Here is a 22056-nt window from a genome sequence, read left to right as displayed (position 1 = left end):
CAGATCAGGGGCCTTTCGCCGTTTGCGTACCGATGCAGTCACTCACTCGCGTTCGTTGTGCTCTCGACAGCGCCAGTGTGAGCGGACCACTCGTCATCCGCAGATTCGACCGCGCAGAGACAGCTGGAGCCCCGAACGAATGCCATCGTTCGGGGCTCCAGTGTCGGATCAGACGCCCGCTACTCCGCCGCGAGCGCGTCCTCGAGCGCCTGCTTGGCGCGCTTGTCGGCTTCGCCGTACGCGGCCCAATCGCCCGACTTCATGGCTTCGTCGCGGGCCGCGAAGGCCTCCTGCAGGTCCTTCAACGACGCATCCAATGAAGGCTTGGAATCTCCACCCGAGTTGCTGCTGCCGGTGCCACCGGTACTCGGCGTCTCAGGATCTTCCGTGGTCGGCGTGGTTCCCGTGTCACCGGCATCCGCGCCCGAGTTGCCGCCGAAGAGTGCGTCGAGCGCCTCATCGAGCGTGTCCTCGAAGGCGATCTGATCACCGAATGATACGAGCACCTTCTGCAGAATCGGGAAGCTCGTGCCCGACTTCGCTTGCACGTAGACCGGTTGCACATAGAGCAGCCCACCGCCGACCGGCAAGGTCAGCAGATTTCCACTGATCACTTCGCTCTCGCCCTGGCGCAGGATGTTCAGCAGGTTCGACACGTTCGAATCGGTCGTAAAGCTGTTCTGCACCTGGCCGGGGCCCGGAATCGGGTCGCCCTTCGGAAGCTGCAGGAGCTTCAGCGTTCCGTAGTCCTTCGAAACTTCTCCGTCGCTTGATCCGGCGTTGGAGTTGGCAGCCAGATAGCCCGTGAGGATGTCTCGCGAACCTTCGCCCGTTTGCGATGGGATGTACGTCGAATAGATCGAGTAGTTCGGCTCCGCATCCGCGCCTGCCGCGAGCGTCAGGTAATACGGCGGTTGAGCGAACTTCTGCGCGCCGGCGGACGCACTCGATACCGGGTCATCGGGAGTGCGCCACTTGTCTTCTGCCGAGTAGAAGGCATCAGAGTCGGTGACGTGGTACTCGCCGAGCATGGCGCGCTGCACCTTGAACATGTCGCTCGGGTAGCGCACGTGGCTGAGCAGATCACCGCTCATCTCGGACACGTTCTTGAGCGTGCCCGGGAAGATCTTGCCCCACGACTTCAAGATGGGATCTTCTGTGTCCCAGGCGTAGAGCGAAACGGTGCCGTCATACGCATCGACCGTCGCCTTGACCGAGTTGCGAATGTAATTGATCGGCTTGCCGAGCGGATCGCGCTCCTTGTTATCGGCGTCGACCGTCAACGCGTTCATGTCCGACTTCTCGGAGTACGGGTAGTTGTCAGAGGTCGTGTAGCCATCAACGATCCACACGATCCGCCCATCGACCACTGAAGCGTACGGTGCCTTGTCGATCGTCAGATACGGCGCCACCTTCTGCACGCGGTCGACCGGGTTGCGGTCGTAGAGGATCTGGGAGCCGTCAACGACAGCGCCCGAGAGGAGCACCTCCATGTCCTGGAATTTCAGGGCGTAAATGAGCTTGGTGAAGATGTTGTCGAGCACCGGACCACCGTCGCCGGAGAACGTCGTCATGTTCTGACGCCCGCCCTCCTCGGCGGTTTCTTCACCCTCGGGCGCGGCCTCGGTGGTTTGTTCCTCGGTGGACTGCTCAGACTCGGCGGCATCGGGCTCAGCCGGAGTCGCGTCTTCTGCTGAGGCCTCGGCCGTGCTCTCCGCGTCAGCGGGGAAGTCGAGCTCGATTGCCTTCGACCGCTCCCCGCCGACGATGGAGTACTCGGGAGAGTCCATGCCGAAGTACACGCGGGGTTCGAACTTGCCGAGCTTGCCGCTCGTCGGGATGCCGTTCTCGAGGAACACGGGTTCACCGCCCGGCGAGCGCTGATTGCCGAATGCCGCGACAAGCCCATATCCGTGGGTGTACACGAGCGTGCGGTTGTACCAGCCCGTCTGATCCTCGATATTGATGTCGCGGATCGCGGACACGGTGTCTTCGACCTGGCCGTCAATCTCGTAGCGGTCGACGTTCAGCGACGTCGGGAACTGGTAGTACTGGCGAATCTGCTCGAGCTGAGAGAACGTCGGCGAGACGACCTCGGGGTCGATGATGCGAATGTTCGCCGTCGTTGTCGCGTCGTCGCGCAGCGCACCGGACTCGGCATCTGTCGATGCGTCATAGCGCTCCACCTGCACGTCATCGATACCGTACGCCGTGCGCGTGGCCTCAATATTGCGTTCGATGTAGTCGGATTCGAGGCTCTTCTCGTCTGGGCCTACCTGGAACTGCTGCACACCCCAGGGGTAACCGATGCCGAGCACGATGCTCGATGCGAGGAAGAGTGCGGTACCGATCACCGGGAGTCGCCACTTGCCGGTGAAGGCGGTGACCAAGAATAGGATCGCGACGATGATCGCAATTCCCGCGAGAATCTGCTTGCCCGGAATCACCGCGTGCACATCTTGGAAGAGCGCACCGGTGCGGATGCCGCTCGAGCCGGTCAGCGTACGGTACTGGTCGAGCCAGAGGCTCACCGCCTGCAGCAGCAGATAGAGGGTGGCGAGCACCGCAGCCTGAATGCGCGTCGCCTTCGAGACACGCACATCGCGGCCTGCGAACGCGATGCCTCCATACAGGTAGCTGGTCGCGACGCCGGCGATCAGCGCGAGCAGTGTCGCGGCCGAGGCGAACGCCACGATGCCCTGCAGCATCGGCAGATTGAAGAGGTAGAAGGAGATGTCGAGGCCGAACTGCGCGTCTTTCTCGCCGGTTGCCTCGCCATTGATCCAGAGCAGCGCGCTCTGCCACTGCGTGGCTGTGCTGAAACCCCCGAACAGGCCGACGACTGCCGGGAGCGCCCACTTCACCAGACGCCTCAGCGGCTCGAAGAGCTCCTGATACCGATCGAGTTGCGCGGTGAGGCGTGCGTAGACCGGACGGCGTCGATACGCGATGTCGATCGCGAGGAACACGGGCACGGCGATGCCGAGGAACCCGATGACGAACATGACGCCCGCCGCGATCCACTGGGTCGTGAGCACGGGCAGGTACCCCACTTGGCGATACCACATCACTTCGGCCATCACTGCGGCGACGGCGAGGAAGCCAAGGATGAGAGCCACCACCAACATGATGGTGATGGCGAGCGGCGAGAGTCGGCGCTGGCTGGTCGCCTCGGCCGATCTATTCGGGTCGGTCACGTCTTCGTTCACTTTCCTGTCCTGAGCGCACCCGAGGGGTGCCGGGCGGGGTGGATCACTTCACCCTATCGGGCGGGGCTGACAAAACCCGAGGTCAGCATCTCTGGCGACGCGCGACTACTGCGCGCTCGCCGTCGCCGCGTTGCAGCGTTCCAGCCCGGCGGGGGTTCCGCCGTCGGCAGCGAGCTGCACCGCGTCGATCGCCTCGGAGAGCGTGGCGACCGGTGCGACGTTCAAGCCGTCAGGAACGTGCTCGGGCACGTCGCTGCAATTGCCGATCGGCATGAGGAACAAATCACTCTCGGCCCTCGAGGCTGCCCACATCTTCTGCTCGAGGCCGCCGATTGCACCGACTTCTCCGGTGTCGGCCATCGTTCCCGTGCCGCTCACGGTCATCCCGTTCAGCAGATCGCCCGGCGTCAGTCGGTCGACCATCGCGATCGCGAAGACCATTCCAGCGCTCGGCCCGCCGATGTCTTCGAGCTCGATGTCGACGGGGCTGGGCAGATCGTATGAGATGGAAATGGTCGCGCCGATCAGCGGCTCAGACCCCCCGCTCGGCACGGTCGGCGAGAGATCAACCGTCTGCGACTTCCCATCTCGTTCGATACCGATGCGCATGGTGCCGCCGGCACCCGTATCCGCGGTGCGTTGCCGCAGCATCGCAAAGTCGACGACAGCGTCGCCGTCGACCTCGGTGATGCGATCGCCCTCGCGGAGCACGCCATCGGCTGCGCTCCCCTCCGCGATATTCGCCACCGTCAGTTCGACGCCCACCGGTTCGCCGAGCTCCCGAAATGCCGCGGCGGCTGCGGTCGCTTGCGAACTCGACATGAGCGCCGTGTTCTGCGCCTGACGATCTTCCGAGGTCTCGCCTGTCGCGTAGAAGTCAGTGAGCGGGGCGATCCGCTGGGATGGATCGAAAACTGCGGGAAGCAGGGAGAGCCAGGTGCGATGCTGCTCCGGGCTTCCGAGGATCTGCACCGTGAGCAGGTTCAGCGTGCCAGTCGTCGGATAGGTCTGGGCGTCGCCGAAGTTCAGCACCGGTGATGCGGAGCCATCGATCTCGACTTCGCCGAGTGTGTTCACGACCGGACCGGGACGCTCGATGGCATAGGGCGACGGAATCGCTCCGGCGACCAGCACCGGGATCGCGATGGCAAGTGCCACCCACAGCCGCCGATTGCCCCGCGCAGCGCGCGTCTGACGAACTTGCGATCCGGGGTTCGCGCCCACATCCTGCTTGCCCAACTCACTCCTTGATGCCCCGTGCTGTTCGCACTCGGCGCAATGGAAATCGCCGTGCGACGGTCAATCTAGCAGGCGCATCTGAGCACGGTGCCGTAGCGTTATTCAGGAAGCAACAACGGAGGGGCGGCCATGAGCGCGAACGACCACGACGGCGTCGAACGACCGGATTCCGGGGGCGATTTCGAAGAGCTGCAGCGCATTCTGCGCGACATGCTCTCGGGCACCGGGGCGACGCCTCCCAACGGGTTCGATCCCGAGCAATTCGCCAAGGCAGCCGGCATCCCCATCGATCCGCAGACGCTCCAAGGGCTCTTCAGTACCCTGCAAGGCGCCATGCAGCATCCGTCCGACGAGATCGATTGGTCGGTCGCCCGGAAGACGGCGATCGAGGTGGCAAGCGACGGTGCCGGTGCCGGCGATCCGGCCGCTGCAATTCGCGCTTTTCCGGTCGCAGCGCTCTGGCTCGACGAGGCAACCGACCTCGGCCCCACTCCCGACGCCCCGCGCACGCTTTCCCGCATCGAGTGGGTGCAGCAATCGATCGACACCTGGGTCGGGCTTGCCGAGCCCGTCGCCGAGTCGATTACGGCTGCTCTGGTGAACGCGCTTGAGAGCCAGATGCCCGAGGAACTCGGTGCGGCACTGCAGGGCGCGACCCCGGTGCTCCGCAGCGTGGGAGGCGCGTTGTTCGCCGTGCAGTTGGGCACGATCGTCGGCCGGCTGTCGGGCGAGGTCGTCTCTGCGGGCGACATTGGTATTCCGCTGCTCTCCGGCGAGGGACGCGAGGGCGGCGCGCTGCTGCCGGCAAACGTCGCGGCGTTCGCCGAGGGGCTCGATCAGGATCCCGAGACCGTCACGCTCTATCTCGCCATTCGTGAGCTCGCCCATGCCCGGCTCTTCCGGCATTCGAAATGGCTGCGCCTGCATCTCCTGAGCGCGATCGGCGACTATGCGCGCGGTATCCGCATCGATACCGACCGCATCGAGGAGATTGCGCGCGATATTGATCCGTCGCACCCCGAGCAGATCCAAGAGCTGATTTCGAATGGTGCCTTGATCCCTCCGAAATCTGAGTCGCAGGAGGCGGCCCACGAACGTTTGGAAACGATGCTCGCTCTGATCGAGGGGTGGGTCGACGTCGTCACTGCCGATGCGGCGAAACGAATTCCGGGGGCCGAAGCGGTCGCTGAGATGGTGCGTCGACGCCGTGCGACGGGTGGCCCGGCCGAGCATGCATTCGCTGCTCTGGCCGGTCTCGAGCTGCGGCCGAGGCGGTTGCGCGAGGCTGCGGCACTATGGCGACTTGTTGGCGAGCGCAGCAACATTGCCACTCGTGACGGCCTGTGGGCGCATCCGGACCTGCTGCCGACCTCTGTGGAACTGGATCACCCGGCGCAACTCCTCGAACGCCTGGGACTCGCTGGAGCGACTGCGGCCCCGGCCGTCGATGACTTCGATGTTGCGCTGGCTCAGCTGCTCGATGGGTCGCTGCCGCCGCATGCCGGTGGCGAAGACGGAGAGGATCACCGCGACGGCGACGAGCCGCGCCACTGAGGTTCGGCTCGTATAGCGCATCCGTGATGCGCTCACACTTCAGCGGATGTGGGCGGAAGCGCGCATCGGACCGGGCGACCTGTGCATAACCGAGTTTCGCGTTGTTGAAGCGCCCACACTGCTCATATGCAGGCATCACATCGAACTCCGCAGCGCATCCAACTCATCACCGATGTTCCCGTGTGCTGGGAAGATCCGCATACCCTGCGCTGGGGGTTCGAGCACGCTGTCGCCCGACTCCACTCCCCCAGCGCCGGCCAGCAGCGGTTCGTGAGTGCGCTCCGTCGCGGCGTGAATGCGGACCGGCTCAACATCGAGGCGATGATGGTTGGGGCCACCCTCGCAGATGCGCGCGCCGTCATCGACGCGCTTGCACCGGTGACCGTCACTGTCGAACCCGTCGCAGACGGGGCGGAGGCGCAGGCCCCGAGCGCTGACGCACGCGAGCTCCAACCAAGCGCCCTCAGAGCTGTCGTGTGTCAGGGCGCCCGCCCCTCACCCGCACTCAAGTTCGGGTTGCTCGCGTGTGGGGTGCGCATGATCGCAGAATCCGAAGGAATCGACGATTCGCACTGGCTCAGAACCCCCTCCGCCGGGGTCGGTGGAGCATCTGACCGGAAGACCGCAACCGCGCACGCCGACACGGCACGGGAGGCGGACCTCGCCATTGTCGTCGAACGATACTGGGATCCACTCGCGCGCGCCGATCGATGGGCGATGCGCGGCATTCCGCATTTGCTGGTTCGCTTTACTGATCGCGCTGTCGTCGTCGGCCCGCTCATCGTTGCCGGCCGCGGGCCCTGCCATACGTGTTTGACGCTGCACCGCGTCGCAGCCGACGGCGCCACTGCCGCCTTAGCCGCCCAGCTTTCCGCGTCTGCAGTTGCGAGCGAGCGCGGCGACGCCGCGGTGCTGGCAGCCGCGCACATCGCCGACTACGTGCGCCGTTGGCTCGCGCACGACCCGTCAGTGCATCTGACACAGACGCGTATTACCTGCCCCGAGGCCCTGCACCAGGCCAGCATCGATGTCGAAGCGGTCTCCCCCCATCCCGAGTGCCTCTGCACGACGTCGCCGATCTCGGCAACCGCTTCGCGGGCTCGTGATGCGCCGCGAGAAACGGTGAACGGGTGACGTCTAACGCCCTGCGGCGACCATTCCGGCCTCAGCGATGAATCGAGAGGGCTGGCGTCTCGCACGCGCGCCGCCGGCTACGCCCGAGAGCCTCAACAGGTCACGCGCTCGAGTAAAGGCGACATAGCAGAGTCGACGCTCCTCATCGATGGCGTCTTCGGTGTCCGCGTGCGCGATCGGCAGCAATCCCTCGCTCAGCCCGACCACGTGCACGAGCGACCATTCCAGACCCTTCGCCGCGTGGATCGCGCTCAGGGTGACCGCTTCGACGGTGGGTTCGTGCTGCATCCGCTGGCGCGCGAGCAACTCCTCACTGAACTCGCGAATGCTCGTGCCCGGGGGCATTTCGTCGACCAGGCCGAGCAGTGCGCCGAGCGCCTCCCACTTCTCCCGTTGCGCAGCGCCCTCCGGTGCTTTGGCGCTCCACCCACCCGAGCGCAGCACGTCGCTGACGATTTGAAAGAGCGGCCGGTCATCAGCCACTTTCGCCTCGCCGCGAATGAGCATGACGGCCTGCCGCACGTCGGCGCGTTCGAAAAACCGCTGGGCACCGTGAACGCGGGAGCTGATCTCGAACTGGCGCAGGGCCTCCTCGATCCGGGCCGATTGCGCATTCGTGCGATACAGCACGGCGATCTCTGAGGCCGGCGTCCCCGAACGAATCGCTGCGGCGATCGACCCGGCGACGGCTGCGGCCTCGTCGTGTTCGGTGGCAAACCATTCGAATGTCGGCGCGGCCACGCCGCGACCCGCTGCAGCGTCACGAGCGGCCCGCAGGGTGAGCGCCCCGGGGCGATCGCGCATCAAGCGGTTGGCAATACGCACGACCGGCTCCGTGGAGCGATAGTTTCGTTCCAGGCGGATCTCGCGCGCCCGAGGGTACTCGCTGCGGAATCGCAGCAGGTACCCGCTCGACGCCCCGGCGAACGAGTAGATCGTCTGGCTCGCATCGCCCACGACGCACAGATCGTCGCGGTCGCCGAGCCACACTTTGAGGAGCGCGTGCTGCAGCGGCGAGACGTCCTGGTACTCGTCGACGGTGAAGAACCGGTAGCGCTCGCGCACCTGGAGCGCGGCTCGCGGCTCAGCTTCCAGCATGCCGGTCATGAGCACCAGCACGTCTTCGAAGTCGATTTGCCGTCGTTGTTCGAGCAGCGACGTGTATCCCCGGTGCACGTCGAGAAGCTGCTCGGCGGTCAAGCCTTGCGGCACGGGTCTGCGATCGAGGCGCTCGGCGTAGGCATCGATACTCAGCATGCTGGTCTTGCGCCACTCGATCTCGGAGGCCACGTCGCGGAGCGCCTCACCCCCGAGTCGGAAGCCGAGCGATTCGACGGTCTGCGACAGCGCCGCAACTTTTCCGGGCAGCATCTGCGGAGCCGCACCGCCGACCAGTTGCGGCCAGAAATGGTTCAATTGTGCGAGTGCGGCGCCGTGAAAGGTCTGCGCGCGCACGCCTTCGGCGCCCAAGCCGCGAAGTCGCCCCTGCAGCTCCCCCGCGGCTTTGCGGGTGAATGTCACTGCGAGCACCCGTTCGGGATCGTACGCGCCAGTCCGCACGCCGTAGGCAATGCGATGCGTAATCGCGCGGGTCTTGCCCGTGCCCGCACCGGCGAGCACGGCGACAGGCCCGCGCAGGCTTTCGGCGATCTCTCGTTGCTCGGGGTCGAGCGCATCGAGGATCGCGTCAGCGTCAGTGCTCACGGATGTCCCGCGGGGTGCGATCGTCGCCCTCGGCCACCCATCGATCGATCATCCAGCGGGCGATCGACAACGGCATTGGCAGCGTCAGATCGGGAGCGGGATGCTGCAACTCCGCGCGAGTGAACCACCGCAGCTCGGAGATTTCGGCCGGGTCGGCGACCAAGTGCTGCGGGTCAGCCCCGGCTGCGAGTCGTGCGCGGAATCCCAGCATGAGTGAGCGCGGGAAGGGCCATGGCTGCGAGGTCACATACGTGATGCCGTCGAGCTGCACGCCCGACTCCTCGAACACTTCGCGGGCGACGGCTTGTTCAAGCGATTCGCCGGCTTCGACGAATCCGGCGAGCAGTGAGAAGCGTCCGGTTTCCCAGAGCGCATTCGAGCCCAGCAGGATCCGGTCCTCGTGCTCGATCATCACAATGACCGCGGGGTCGGTGCGCGGAAAATGCTCCCCGCCACGCGCGTCGAGCCGGGCCCAACCACCTTGCACCGGCGAGGTCAGCGATCCCTCGCGCGGAGAGAAACGCCCCGATTCATGCCAGCGGAGCAGCGCCGACGCGACCCCGATCGTCTCACGTTCGGCATCGGACAATCGAGCCCCGACAAGGAATGGGTGCACCCACTGCGCCTCGGGGTGACCGGTCGGCGACTCGGGAGCACGTTCGCCCGCTTCGACCGTCTCCCCCGAGCTTTGCGCGGGAATCGCCCGCGCAAACACCGGAGCTCCGTCAATTCGCCCGATGTAGACGTCGGGAGTCGATTCAGGGGCCGGGGTGCCGGTCTCGCTTTCCGCTGCCCCGGGAACATCGAGTGCGCTCGGCACGGACCATGCGATTGCGACCGAGTCGCTCGTGTCAATCACCGGAATCTCGACACCGCGCATCATCAGGAGTCGCGCGGATGGATCCGACATCGCGGAGCGCAGCAGCTCCGGATCCAGACGCGTGGCAGCGTCTCGGTCGAGCGCTCCGCTCGCCAGTGGTGGCCGATCCGAGGTCATGAGGTCCCCTCTCGTGCGCGGCCCCCGGCGACCGGGGATCGCGTCGCTGCTTAGAGTTGCCAGCGGGCTGCGACTCGGTGCGCGTGGCGCAGCGGCATGACCGTCGCGCGTGCATACCCTGAGTACATGGCCAGCATCCCTTTCACTCTAGCCGCGCTGTCGACCTCCGCGGTGCCGGGACTCACGGTGTTCGGCGTCCGCGAGTATGAAAACGACGATACGTTCGTCGCAGCGGTGGTTGTCACGGAGGATGCCGAGTTGCTCGTGCGGGTGCCGCGTACCCAGCATGCAGAAGTGCAGCAGTCCGCTGAGCTGCTGGGACTCGCGGCGCTCACCGACGGGCCGCGCAGTCGCCTGCCGTTCACCGTGCCGACCACGATGGGTTTGACCCGAGCCGGCGATTCTCGCGCGGTCGTGACCACGCACCTCGACGGCGCGCGGTTCTCAACCGGAGATCTGACCGACGACGCGATTCTGCTCGGCCCGATCGCGGAGGCCATCGCTGCCATCCATGAACTTCCGATCACGGTGGCCCAGAACGGGGGCCTGCCGGTACGCACCGCGACCGATCTGCGCCTGCTCGCGACGCGTCTCGTCGATCGCGCTGACGCCACGCGATTGCTGCCGGAGACCGTGCGTCGCCGGTGGACGCACGTGCTTGAGACGGCGGACCTCTGGGACTTCACTCCGACGATGGTGCACGGTTCGCTCGATGCCGAGCTCATGCGCGTGGAAGATGACCGGATCACCGCCGTGCTGGGGTGGTCGGAGTTGGCCGTTGGCGATCCCGCGTCGGATCTCGCCTGGTTGCTCGAGGGAAGCTCCGACGTGCTCGATGCGGTCATCGCACGCTATGCACGCGCGCGAAACAGCGAGTCGCTGGCCCATCTGCGAGCCCGAGCAGCGCTGTACCACGAGCTTGAGGTCGCGCGATGGCTGCTCCACGGCACCGAATCGCATGATCAAACCGTGATCGATGATGCCGTGACGATGCTCGACCGCCTGGTGGGCACGGGCGGCGCGCTCGGCGCCGCGTTCACCGCGGCGGTTGCGGCGGCGCCGCTCGACGCCGCCGAGGTCATCGCACTGCTTTCGCAGACGCCGATCATCGACGAGGCGCACTCCGATACTGCGGCGTTCGAGGGTCTCGATGAGGATCGCATGTTCGGCGTCGACACCGACTTCATCGAGCCGCTCACCGAATCCGGCGAATCTGCCGACTCGAGAGATTCGAACACGACGGATGGCACCGCGACCGACTCCGACTCCGACACCGCAATGTCGAGCACCGATGAGCACGCGACCGATGTGATCGAGGGCATCACCGACGTGATCGACCCGCTCCCGGCGAGCGGGTGGGCCGCAGTCGAAGGCGATCATGATGCGCAGCTCACGGCACCCATCGACGACGAGGATCTCCCCGCCGGCCCGCAGCGGTAGCGAGACGTCTTACACGGGCGACCGCGCCTCCGCGATGTCGTCGGCGGTGAGCCGCGCAGCGGCGTCGAGCCAGATCTGCTCGAGTTCCGACAGACTGCGGAGCGCGCCGCCCGTGAGTTCGACTCCCTCGGCGACGTAGAACAGGGCGACATCGATCTGATCGGGTTCGATACCGGCCCACTGCGCATACGCGTGCCGATACAGGTCGAGCTGGAAGAAACGCGATGCGCGCTCGGCGTCAGTGCGCGGTGAGCGGCCGGATTTCCAGTCGACGACCTCGACCCGGCCATCATCGTGCGCATACACGGCATCCAGTTTGCACACGAGTGTGCGCCCGGCGAACGGCAGCGTCACCTCTTGTTCGACGGCGATCGGGGTGAGCCGCGCCCACCGCGACTGTTCGAAGCGCTCGATGAGCGGAGCGAGCTCGGCCGCGTCGGGATCGTTGTCGTGCGGGTCGGCGTCGAGCGAACGTCCCTGGTCCCAGACGAGGTCGTCAAGCCCGACGAGTGCCAGTTCAGTGCCGCGTGCCGTCGTAGCGCGTCGCTCCACCCACTCATGGAAACGATTGCCCACTCGGGTGCGGCGATACGGGCGCTGCGGAACCGGACGCAGTCTCGCGCGTTCTGCGGCACGCGGATCTTCGACGAATTCGTGGAATGTCGACGCGGTCAGTCGCTCTGCGGGTGGCGCCACCGTGACCATCCCCCGTTCGGTCGCTGCACGCTCGGCGAGCAGCAGTCGAACTGCGGGGTCGATGCCGTCGGCGTCTTCCGGGTTCCCAGCAGCCACTCCCGCTGCCGTGCCACGCGTTTCCGCGTCGTTCTCGTCGCGCGCACCGCTCGCATCGCGCGCGTCCGCGCCGTCGAGCGCCGCACGCACTCGTTCAGCAGCGGCGAGCACGGCCGGCGTTCGCGTTCCGAGCGGGTCGAGCGGCCACTGCAGCGTGAGCTCCTCGCGTTCGCTCGGATCCGCGTCGTGCTGAGACTCCTCAGGGAGCCCGGCGAGCAGGCCGGCTTCGACGAGCTCGACCATGAACGGTGACGGGGTGCGCGGCCGGATCTGGCCGCCCCAGAATGAACCGGTGAGCAGCAATCGATCGGCGGCGCGCGTGACGGCGACGTAGGCCAGCCGCCGCTCCTCATCGAGGTGACGCGTTTTCAACGCCTCGCGATACTCCGCAATGCGGTCGCGGAGCTCCTGCTGCGTTTCCGAAATGCGCCAGTTCAGCGAGGGTCGCGCCGACGCATCGCCGCGCAACTCGTCGGGAATCTGGCCGGTGCGCAGCCACCCGGCGCCCGCGCGCGCGGAGCCCGGAAACTCTCCGGTGACGAACCGGGGAACGGCGACCAGATCCCATTCCAGCCCTTTGGACCCGTGCGCGGTGATGAGTTGCACGGTGCCTGGAGCGGGTGCGGCAACGTGCTCGGCAACGTCGTCGTTCTCAGTGGCGCGTTCGATCCATTCGAGCAGCGATGGCAGCGTGCCGAGCGTGTCGATCGCGAGATATCCCTCGACCAGCGCGGTGAACGCATCGAGGTTGGCGTGCACCGCTGAGCTGCCGGCATGCGGGCCGGCTTCATTGGCGTCGAGTTCGATATCGATGCGCAACGCGTGCACGGTCGCACCGATCAGCTCAGCAATACTGCCGCCGACGCTCTGACGCAACGTGGCGAGCATGCGCCCGGCATCACGCAGGCGCTCTCGACCGACTGCGCTGATGTTCGACAGCGCACGGTGATCGAGTCCGCGCATGCCGGCGATCTGGTCGAGCGCGTCGACGAGGGTGTACGTGCGGTCGGGGTCCGGAAGCACCTGGTCGGGCGCACGCTCTTCAGGAGTCAGAGGACGCTGCGTCACGTCGCGCTCCCCGAACCAACGCGCGGCTTCCCGAAGCCCGGCGATGTCGGCAACTCCGATGCGGAAGCGGGGGCCGGTCAGCAACCGGATGAGCTCGCCACCGGCGTCTGCATACCAGAGGCAGCGCAGTGCGCTGACCACGTCGGTGACCTCAGGGGTCGAGAGCAGGCCACCGAGACCGACGATGCGCGCCGGTACGCCGACCTCCGCGAGCGCGGCGGCGAACGCCGCCATCGACCCGCGCGTGCGAAAGATCACCGCCGCGGTGGGAAGCTCGCCATGCTCATCGACGTGCTGCAGCCGTGCGTCGCGCATCCATTCGGCCACCGCAACGCGTTCCTCGTGCACCGTCTCGGGATATCGCCATTCCACGCCGCCGCTTCCGGCTCCGGGCCGAGGCGCCAGCACCGGGACGTCGATGAGCGATTCTGCTGCGAGCGGCCGCGCAATGGCGTTCGCGATATCGAGCACAGATTTCGGGTTGCGCCAGCTCGTGGAGAGTGTCAGGGTTGCAGGCTCAGATCGCAGTGCTCTCTCCGGTTCGTGACGGTCTCCCCCGTCGGCCTTCCGCGGAGCAAAATCGGCATGGAATGATTGCAGCCCCTCAGCGGAGGCGCCGCGCCATCCGTAGATGGACTGATGCGGGTCGCCGACGGCCATGACCGACCCACCTGAAAAAATTCGTGAGAGAAAGCGCGTCTGGCCGACCGACGTATCTTGCACTTCATCGAGCAGCACCACTCGGTGCCGACGACGAAGTACTCGCCGTGCCTCCCGCGACTGCTCGATCGCCTCGGTGGCAAGCGCCAACTGGTCGGAGAACTCGATGACCCCGCGCTGTTGTTTCTCGGCGGCATACGCTCGAGCCAGGCGGGTGATGAGCGGGGTTTCGGCAAGGCTCGCCACGGCGTCTCGCACCGGCGCGTACTGCTTGCCGCTCGGCTCGCGCCCGATCTCGTTCTCGTTGTACGGGAGGTGAATGACCCGCCTGAATTCTTCGACCACTCGATCGACACGGTCGAGCGAGGTGAGGTTGTCCGCGACCGCGTGGTCGAGTGCGAGCATGTGGCGAACCAGTTCAGGCACCCGCAATTCACTGTCGACGAGCGCAGGGTCGTGACTCGTGAGCACGACCTCGCGTGCGATGCGCCAGGCCGTCGCTTCATCGATCACCGATGCTCCAGGAGCTACTCCGGCAGCGATGCCGAATTCTTGCAGCACACCGGCTGCGAACGCGTTGTACGTGCTGACCTCTGGAATCTCGAGCCCGTCGGCGAGCAGCGCTTGGAGTTCACCAGCCCGCTCGATTTCACCGGGTTCAAGCGCGCCGCGTTCCTCCGAGTCGCGCAATCGCTCCGCAAACACCGCCAGGCGCAGTGAGATGCGCTCGCGCAGCTCACCGGCGGCCTTCCGGGTAAACGTGAGGCCCAGCACCTCGTCGGGGGCGGCGAGGCCGTTCGCCACGAGCCAGACGACGCGATTGGCCATCGTCTCGGTCTTGCCGCTGCCTGCGCCCGCGACGACCAGCGTCGAACTGCCGAGCGGGTGCTCGATCACACCGCGTTGCTCGATCGTCGGCACCAGTGGTGTCGACGGGGGTACCGCGAGGATCTCGGCGATGCGGGTCGCGGAGAACACCGGTTCGCGTTGTGCGGCAGCGGTCATGCGCGGCTCACCGCTGGGATCACGTGCAGGCGGCAGTTGCCCGGCTGGTGCGGGTCTGAGCAGTGGTGTTCAATACGTGCAGTGAAGCTCCCGCCCGCCATCACACGGGCGACCGACGACACCCGTTCCGCAAAGGCTTCGCGGGCTTCGTCGGTGAGCGGCTGCTGCACACGCTCGATGAACCCCTTCTGCTTCGCCGCGTCCGGGTGCACGTAGAGCAGACGCGCGCCACCGCTGCGCGCTACTCCGGTCTCGAATGCACCGAGCAGCACCCCGAGCTGATAGGCCTGCAACTGCGCGTGCTGTTCTGAAGCTGGACCGCTTGGGGGCGTGCGCCCGGTCTTCAGGTCGAGCACGGTCACTTCTTCTGTACCATCAGCGGTCTCCCGTCGCTCCAAACGGTCGGCGATGCCACGCAATTCAGCGCGGTCGATGCGCACTTTGAATGCCGCCTCGGTTCCGATGAGCTCGCGATCTGACGTCGTGAATTCCTGGAGATAGGCGGCGAGCCCGGCGGTCATCGCGCGCGCGAGACGCTCGGTGCGTTCGGATTCCCAGGGGGCGACGAACGGCAGCTTCGCCCACTCCTGCTGCACGATTTCCAGGAGCGCATCGGGTTCGGGCTCGGTCGCCGTTTCGAATGCATGGTGCAGCAGTGTGCCGAGGCTCGCCTGGACGCTGCCCGACCCGCCGCCCAGACTGGAGACTGCCCAATCGAGTGGGCACGTCTCGGCGCGTTCGAGCTGCGATGGGCTGACACCGACCGTCGCGTCAGGGTCGGCCTCGAGGTCGGTGAGCGGCGCGCTGGTGCTCGGCGGGCGCACTCCGTACCAGTCATCAGGGTGCGCCCCCGGCACCTCCGCGCGCGCCAGCGCGACGAGTGTCGACTGCGCCTCGGTGTCGCCTGCATCCGTGACCACTCGGCGTCGCATGGCCGCCACCTGCCCACGCAGCGTCAGTCGCGTGCTGGGCAAACCGACGACCGCGTGCTCACGACCGAGCCCGAAGAATGCGCTGGGATGCTGCTGCTCGTCGCCGATCGCGACCACCAGCAGTTCACTACGAGCCCGCGCACAGCTGTGGGCGAACAGGCGCAGCTCGTCGTGCATCGTGTCGCGTCGGGAAGGCGCGGTCGCAGCCGCACCGCGCAGCCAGCGCTCGAGGGCTGCCGTGCCCAGTAGCGAGCCGCGCGAGCGCAAATTTGGCCAGGCGCCGTCTTGCACTCCGACCACCGCAACGATCGAGAATTCGCGCCCGATCGCTCCCTGCGGGGTCGTGACGGTGACTGCGGCGCGCTGGCTGCGCTGCGCCAGGGAGTCTTCGGGCACCGTGCTTTCGAGCACATCGCTCAGCAGCGCGTCGACCGGCTGAGCACTCGCCGACTCCTCGTGTCGCTGCAGAGTGTAGAAGAGGCCCATCACCGCATCGAGCGAGCGGTGGGCGTCGTCGGCCCGTGCGCCTCGCGCGTCTAACGCATCCGCCTGCCATTTGGGTGCGAGTCGCGTGCCGTCCCACACCGCCCAGAGCGTTTCGCGAGCCGTGCCTCCGGCCTCGCGCACGCGTGCGGCCGCCTGGGCGATCAGACCGAGACGGCGCAGCGTGCGACCGCCGGCACTGTCGACGAGGGGCGTCGCACCGGGAAACGCGAACGCGTCGAGCACGAGCGCATCGATGGACTCGGGCGCCCGCGATTCAGCCGCAGCGTCTCGGCGCTCTTGGAGCAGCAGGGCGCCGCGCAATCGACGCACGGCGACCGGATCGAGGCCGCCGATGACCCCGCCCGCCAGCCGCATGATCTCGTCTGCCGTCAGCGATCGCAGGCCCAGTGCGTGCTGCAGCAACTCGACGAGTTCTCGAACGACCCGATGCTCGCGCAGTACCAGCCCCCCGGATGCGATGCCGGTGGGCACTTGGTGCACCGCGAGCGCGCGAGCAACGCGCATCGCCTCGCCGCGGCTGCGACAGATCACCGCCATATCGTTCCAGTCGACGGCTGGCACACCGTCGAGTCCGAGATGTCGCGCGCGCAATCGGTGCGCGATGATGCCGAGCTGCTCAGCCGGTGACTCGGCACGGGCGAACTGCACCGCATGTGTGGCCGCCGCCGCGTCCGCTGCGTCAGGAGACACTGCGGACGGAGTCATTTCGGGTGATGCCGCCTCAGCAGCCCGCTGCGCGCCGGCACCGGCTGCTCCGATGCGATCGGTGAGCGAGCGAACGAACCCGCGCAATGTTGCGTGCTGCCGATGCACCCGATCGAGCGCCACGCACACTTCTTTAGGCACGCCAGCCGCGGCACGCGATCGCAGTTGCTCGGAGGGGATGCGACGAGCGAGAGCTGCGTCGACGCCCGCGAGTACCCCTGCGCGCTCACCCTGAAACGCCCCTGTGGCGATGTCTGGGTCACCGAACACGACAATGCTGCTGCCGGCTTCGGCGCACGCCGCGAGCAATGCGAGCGGCCCTTCGCCGAGTTCTTGCGCGTCATCGACGAGGATCAGGCGCGGCACCGCGAACGCCTGCCCCGAGGCGTGTGCGTCAGACCGCACCCCGTGTGCGCGAATCGCCGCTCCCGCAGCACGGAGCAAGGCGCTGGCGCTCGACTCCCCCGCACGCGTGGAACGAAGCCGGTGCTCGACCGCGTCGATGAGCCGCGCGGCGACCCGCCAACGCGATGCGAGTTCGGCGTCGGGGGCCAACGAGTACGCCGAGTCGCTCGCAGCGGCACCGTCAAGCGCAGCGAGCAGCTCCGATGCCTGCAGCCCGTAGTCGTCGAGCACGCGCCCCAGGTCGCGCAGCTCGGCACGAAACGGAGCGGTCGCGAGCACCTCTGGAATCAGACCAGCGGCCGCTGCTGCGGCAGGGGCGTCGACCGCAGCGATCACCTCGGCGATCACCTCGTCGTGCACGGTGCCGGTCAAGAGGCGCGGGGCCTCGGTGCCGGCAATCGCGTGTTCACGCGCCAGCACGGCGAACCCGAATGACGCCGCGGTACGCACGGGGGTGCCGCCGAGGGCGCGACCGATGCGACGCTCGACCCGGGCGCGCAGATCGGCCGCCACCAGGCGGTTCGGGGCGATCGCCAACACATCGCCTTCGCCCCACCCCTCTCGCTCGCGTGCCTGGCGGAACGCCTCGACGAGCACCAGCGTCTTGCCGCTGCCGGGAGCACCGAGTACGCGGGCGTGCTGCCCGGGTTCGAGGAGCGTCACGAGATCGCGTGCGCGCACCTGCGACGGGTCGAATTCGGTCATATCGTCAGCCTACTGAGCGCCGCCGACAATCTCGGCGCACCCGCTCCGAGGCGGCCGACCAGCGTGCGGCGGGCGGCGATCGCCGGGAGCATCGGTGCGCTGCTGGCGAACGCACCGCTTCACCGGGCCGGCTCGTGGCGCACCACCCGTAGACTCGATTTCAGACGCATGTGGCGATCCCGCCACCGCACTTTCAGGAGGCCCCGTGGAAATCCGCATCGGTATCAAGCACTCTCCCCGTGAACTCGCGTTCGACACCGACGCGAGCGCGGATCAGGTGCGCAGCAGCATCGAAGACGCCGCGTCGAAGGGCGACGCGCTCGTGTCGTTCTCGGACGTCAAGGGCCATCAGTACCTGGTGAACACGGAGTCGATCACCTACGTCGAGCTCGGCGGCGAAGGCGGACGCAAGGTCGGCTTCATCAGCTGACGCGCTCGTCGCGATCGCCCGAGACCTGACGTCTCATCACGACGCTGCCCGGTGAACCCCTGAGGTTCACCGGGCAGCGTCGTTTCGCGGGCGGGTCGCCTACCCGCGCAGTGCGTCGCGCACCGCATCGAGCAGTTCGTCGGCGACGTCTCGCTTGCTGCCCGAGGCCACCGCGGCGCGCTCGCCGTCGTCGGCGAGCAGATGCAGCGTGTTCTCGGTGGATTCGAATCCGGCGTCCCAACCGACCGCGTTGACGGCGAGCAGGTCGACGCCCTTGCGCGCGAGCTTGCGACGACCTCGCTCGAGCAGTTCGTCTTCGCTCTGCACCGTTTCGGCAGCGAACCCGACGATGATCTGTCCGGGCCGACGCTCATGCACCAGCCCGACGAGGATGTCGGGGTTTTCGACGAGTTCGAGCACGGGAGCCGAGCCGGGCGCGTCTTCCTTGCGGATCTTGTGATCGGCGACGTTCGCGACACGGTAATCGGCGACGGCGGCGGCCATGATGATGGCTTCGGCACCCGCGGCGGCGGCGCGAGCGGCGGTCTCCAGTTCGGCGGTCGTGCCGACCGGCACCACGCGCACGGCGGCCCGATCTCGCACCTCGTCGAGCACGGCGTCGTCGATGTTGGCGGCGAGGAGCACCACCTTCGCCCCGCGATCCGCTGCAGCGGCCGCAATGGCGACCCCCTGCCGGCCGCTCGAACGGTTACCGAGGTAGCGCACCGGGTCGATGGGCTCCCGGGTTCCGCCGGCGGTCACGAGAATGCGCAGCCCCGCCAGATCCGGCGTGTGGACGGCGCCCGACGTATCGATGCGCGCCGAGTCGAACGCCTCGGCAGCCGTGGTCTCGAGGGGCGCTTCCGTCGCGATCATCGGTGCGGCGACCGTCGGCGGCGCGTCGACGACGTCCGGGTGATCCAACGCATCGGTGACCTCAGCCGCATCTTCGACCTCGATCGCACCCGACAAGAGTTCGCGCACGCGAGCGGCGATGGTGTCGGGCTCGCTCATGCGCCCCGGCCCGGTATCGGCGCCGGTCAGCCGCCCCGACTCCGGCCCCACGAAGTGCACGCCGCGCGATCGCAGAATCGCCACGTTGTCTTGCGTCGCCGGGTGCTGCCACATCTCCGTGTGCATCGCGGGCGCCACGAGCACCGGTGCACGCGTCGCGAGTAGCGTGGTGCCGAGCAGGTCATCGGCGAGGCCCGCGGTCATGCGCGCGAGGGTGTTCGCGGTCGCGGGCGCCACGACGATCAGGTCTGCGCGCTGACCGAGCGCCACATGGCGCACCTCGGGCACGTCCTCGTGCACGGACGTCGTCACCGGATTGCGGCTGATCGCCTCCCACGTCGGCTTTCCGACGAACTTCAGGGCGTCTTCGGTCGGCACGACGTGCACCTCGTGCCCCTCCTCGACCAGGGTCCGGGCGAGCAGCACAACCTTGTACGCGGCGATGCCGCCGGTGACTCCGAGCACGATGTTCATGGGGCCATCCTCCCATCCCCGCACCGAAACGGGATACGGCGCGGCCGAGATCAGACTCGCCGCTCGAGCAGCACCATCACTTCGAGGTGGTTCGTGTGCGGAAACATGTCGAAGACGCGCGCGCTACGCACCGACCATGACGGCATGGCCGCGAGATCGCGCGCGAGGCTCTCGGGGTTGCAGCTCGAATAGATGACACGCTGCGCGGGCGCTGCCTCGATCCACTCTGCGAGCTGCGCACCGATGCCGCGGCGCGGCGGGTTCACGATGACGGTGTGCGGGATCTGCTCAGCCGGTGCGGCGAGCGCGTAGGCGGTGGCGTCGGCGACGACGAAGTCGGCTTCGATCCCGGCGTCTGCGGCGCTGCGTCGGGCCGACTCGATCGCCGACGCACTGATTTCGACACCCTGCACGCGAGGCGCTGCCGCGTCGATGTGCGACGACCGGGGCGCGTCTCGGGCGGCGATCGCGCAGTGGAGCGCGAACCCGCCGACGCCGCAGTAGAGGTCCCAGATCGATACGGGGCGCTCGGCGACCACCCACTCGGCCGCCTGAGCGTAGAGTGCGCGGGCCACCGGCGTATTCGTCTGGAAGAAGCTCTGCGGTCGCAGGTGCAGCGAGACATCGCCGAGATCCATCTCGAGCGATGATCCGAGCAGCAGCTCCTCGCGCTCGCCCTCGAGCACCGCCTTGTGCTCGGGCAGCAGATTCACGCTGACCACGGCGGCACGCGGCACCCGGCGCAGCAGGTCCGGGAGCGCCTTGCGTAGCGTCTGCAGCGCCTGCTGCGTGCGCACGACGAAGCGCAGCATCAGCGCGCCCGAGGGCGCCAGCGTGAGATGCACGAACTTCAGTTCGCCGCGCTTCGTCGGAACGTCGTAGGGCGCGAGTCGGGTCGCTTCGAGAAACGCCCCGAGCGGCGGGATCGCCTCGCGGATGCCGGGCTCCTGGATCAGGCAGTCGCGCAGGTCGACGCCTCGTCCGTCTGGCCCGAGGATGCCGAGCGACACGCGCCCGGCGCTTCCTCCGACGACGAGCTTCGCCTTGTTGCGGAAGTCGGCGACTCCCCCGGCAACGCTCGGCAACCACTGCGCTTCGGCAACCTGCGGCAGCAGCTCGCGGCACCGACGCTCCTTATCGGTGAGCTGTTTCAGGTACGGCGTTTCGATGAGCGCGCACGATCGGCAGCGCCCCGCCTCGAAGTAGGCGCAGTGCGGAACGGTCAGCATCGTCGCCTCAGGCGGTCAGCCCCAGGCCGTCCATGCGGCGGATGTGGTCGGCGATGAGCTCGGTGAAGACCGGCTCGACCTCGCTTGCGACGAACGGGCGGTGGTCGCTGAGCGACAGCACCGCACGCGACACGAGCAGGGTGTCGCCCACCAGGCGGCGCCCCCAGAGCGCGAGCCAGCTCGCGAGCTCTGCATCGGCGGCGAGGGCCTCTTCGAGCAGCGACTTCAGCTCGGGTCGACCGGTGTCGTTGCTCAGGATCGCGATGGCCTCCGTGCGGTACCCGTCGCTCAGCCCGCCCGCGAGGCTCGCGAAGAAGTCGTCGAACAGCCCGCCGACGAGGTAGAGCGACAGCACGTGCTGGTGCCAGTCGTCGGCATCGATGCGCTCGACGTACGAGTCGATCACCGTCGAGAACGGTTCCATGACGATGTGAGGCTCGTGCCCGCGCTCACGAATCTCGTTCGTGAGCTGCTGATGCTTCGCGAGTGTCTGCCCGGCGACGCGCGCCAGCACATCCTTCGCTTTGAGCGAGGGTGCCCCCGCAACCGCACGCGTGGCGGCCTCGTAGAGCTCGAGCTGCAGATAGGCGGTCAGCCCGAGAAACGGCAGGATCGCGGGAGCGAACTCGGCGAGCTCGACGCGCTCGGTGTCGCTGTCGTCACCGCGCGAGCGCAGTTTACGCTGCGGGGCGCTCTTTCGGCGCAGTCCTTTGATCCACTCGAACACCCTGTCAGCTTACCGTCGCCATGGGGATGCCCTGGAATAGACTGACCGGGAACGACCATAACGCCAGGGCCACCGGAGCCCCGGCCGCTGCGCTCTATCGAATCGCGCGCGCAGCACCGCACCGAT

General features: G+C 67.3%; 13 protein-coding genes. 4 read left to right on the top strand and 9 right to left on the bottom strand.

What is annotated here, in order from left to right:
- Positions 1-179 precede the first annotated feature (179 nt).
- Positions 180-3209: a UPF0182 family membrane protein gene (locus tag AMS67_RS15500; RefSeq protein ID WP_156316699.1), complete on the bottom strand. Its 3030-nt coding sequence runs from the start codon at positions 3207-3209 to the stop codon at positions 180-182.
- Between the two features lie 105 nt (positions 3210-3314).
- Positions 3315-4448, bottom strand: a complete 1134-nt coding sequence (locus AMS67_RS15495; RefSeq protein WP_241488112.1) for a YlbL family protein — start codon at positions 4446-4448, stop codon at positions 3315-3317.
- Between the two features lie 129 nt (positions 4449-4577).
- Between AMS67_RS15495 and AMS67_RS15490 the strand changes: the two genes are divergently transcribed.
- The gene (locus AMS67_RS15490) at positions 4578-6002 is read left to right on the top strand and encodes a zinc-dependent metalloprotease (RefSeq protein WP_053388152.1); all 1425 of its coding nucleotides are present in this window, start codon (positions 4578-4580) and stop codon (positions 6000-6002) included.
- A gap of 126 nt (positions 6003-6128) precedes the next feature.
- Positions 6129-7136 (top strand): hypothetical protein, encoded by a 1008-nt coding sequence (locus tag AMS67_RS15485; protein ID WP_053388151.1) that lies wholly within the window; start codon positions 6129-6131, stop codon positions 7134-7136.
- Positions 7137-7139: 3 nt separating this feature from the next.
- Here the strand turns inward: AMS67_RS15485 and AMS67_RS15480 are convergent, their stop codons facing one another.
- The gene (locus AMS67_RS15480) at positions 7140-8840 is read right to left on the bottom strand and encodes an ATP-dependent helicase (RefSeq protein WP_082305558.1); all 1701 of its coding nucleotides are present in this window, start codon (positions 8838-8840) and stop codon (positions 7140-7142) included.
- Positions 8830-9837, bottom strand: coding sequence for an NAD(+) diphosphatase (gene nudC / locus AMS67_RS15475; protein ID WP_053388149.1), 1008 nt, complete (start codon positions 9835-9837; stop codon positions 8830-8832). Before nudC ends, AMS67_RS15480 begins: the two co-directional genes overlap by 11 nt.
- 126 nt (positions 9838-9963) lie before the next feature.
- Here nudC and AMS67_RS15470 point away from each other — a divergent pair, with 126 nt between their 5' ends.
- Positions 9964-11277: a phosphotransferase gene (locus tag AMS67_RS15470; protein WP_053388148.1), complete on the top strand. Its 1314-nt coding sequence runs from the start codon at positions 9964-9966 to the stop codon at positions 11275-11277.
- A gap of 9 nt (positions 11278-11286) precedes the next feature.
- On the opposite strand, the gene AMS67_RS15465 is transcribed toward AMS67_RS15470, so the two are convergent.
- Positions 11287-14802, bottom strand: coding sequence for an ATP-dependent helicase (locus AMS67_RS15465; protein WP_053388147.1), 3516 nt, complete (start codon positions 14800-14802; stop codon positions 11287-11289).
- Complete coding sequence (locus AMS67_RS15460; protein ID WP_053388146.1) at positions 14799-18056, bottom strand: PD-(D/E)XK nuclease family protein; 3258 nt, start codon at positions 18054-18056, stop codon at positions 14799-14801. The genes AMS67_RS15465 and AMS67_RS15460 overlap by 4 nt, the downstream gene beginning before the upstream one ends.
- Before the next feature lie 205 nt (positions 18057-18261).
- Here AMS67_RS15460 and AMS67_RS15455 point away from each other — a divergent pair, with 205 nt between their 5' ends.
- Positions 18262-18486 carry a DUF3107 domain-containing protein gene (locus tag AMS67_RS15455; RefSeq protein WP_053353324.1) on the top strand — a complete coding sequence of 75 codons (225 nt, stop codon included), beginning with the start codon at positions 18262-18264 and terminating at the stop codon, positions 18484-18486.
- Between the two features lie 99 nt (positions 18487-18585).
- Here AMS67_RS15455 and AMS67_RS15450 read toward each other — a convergent pair whose 3' ends face one another.
- From AMS67_RS15450 to AMS67_RS15440, 3 genes are read right to left on the bottom strand one after another with little or no spacing between them, the layout of a single operon-like run.
- Positions 18586-19974 (bottom strand): bifunctional phosphopantothenoylcysteine decarboxylase/phosphopantothenate synthase, encoded by a 1389-nt coding sequence (locus tag AMS67_RS15450; RefSeq protein ID WP_053388145.1) that lies wholly within the window; start codon positions 19972-19974, stop codon positions 18586-18588.
- 50 nt (positions 19975-20024) lie between these two features.
- A complete protein-coding gene (locus AMS67_RS15445) occupies positions 20025-21203 on the bottom strand; it encodes a methyltransferase domain-containing protein (RefSeq protein ID WP_053388144.1) in 1179 nt (392 codons plus the stop codon).
- 7 nt (positions 21204-21210) lie between these two features.
- Positions 21211-21930 carry a ferritin-like fold-containing protein gene (locus AMS67_RS15440; RefSeq protein ID WP_053353327.1) on the bottom strand — a complete coding sequence of 240 codons (720 nt, stop codon included), beginning with the start codon at positions 21928-21930 and terminating at the stop codon, positions 21211-21213.
- Between the last annotated feature and the right edge of the window lie 126 nt (positions 21931-22056).

The sequence above is a fragment of the Leucobacter japonicus genome (assembly GCF_001273855.1).
Classification (GTDB): domain Bacteria; phylum Actinomycetota; class Actinomycetes; order Actinomycetales; family Microbacteriaceae; genus Leucobacter; species Leucobacter japonicus.
This window is presented reverse-complemented; position numbering and strand designations above follow the sequence as displayed.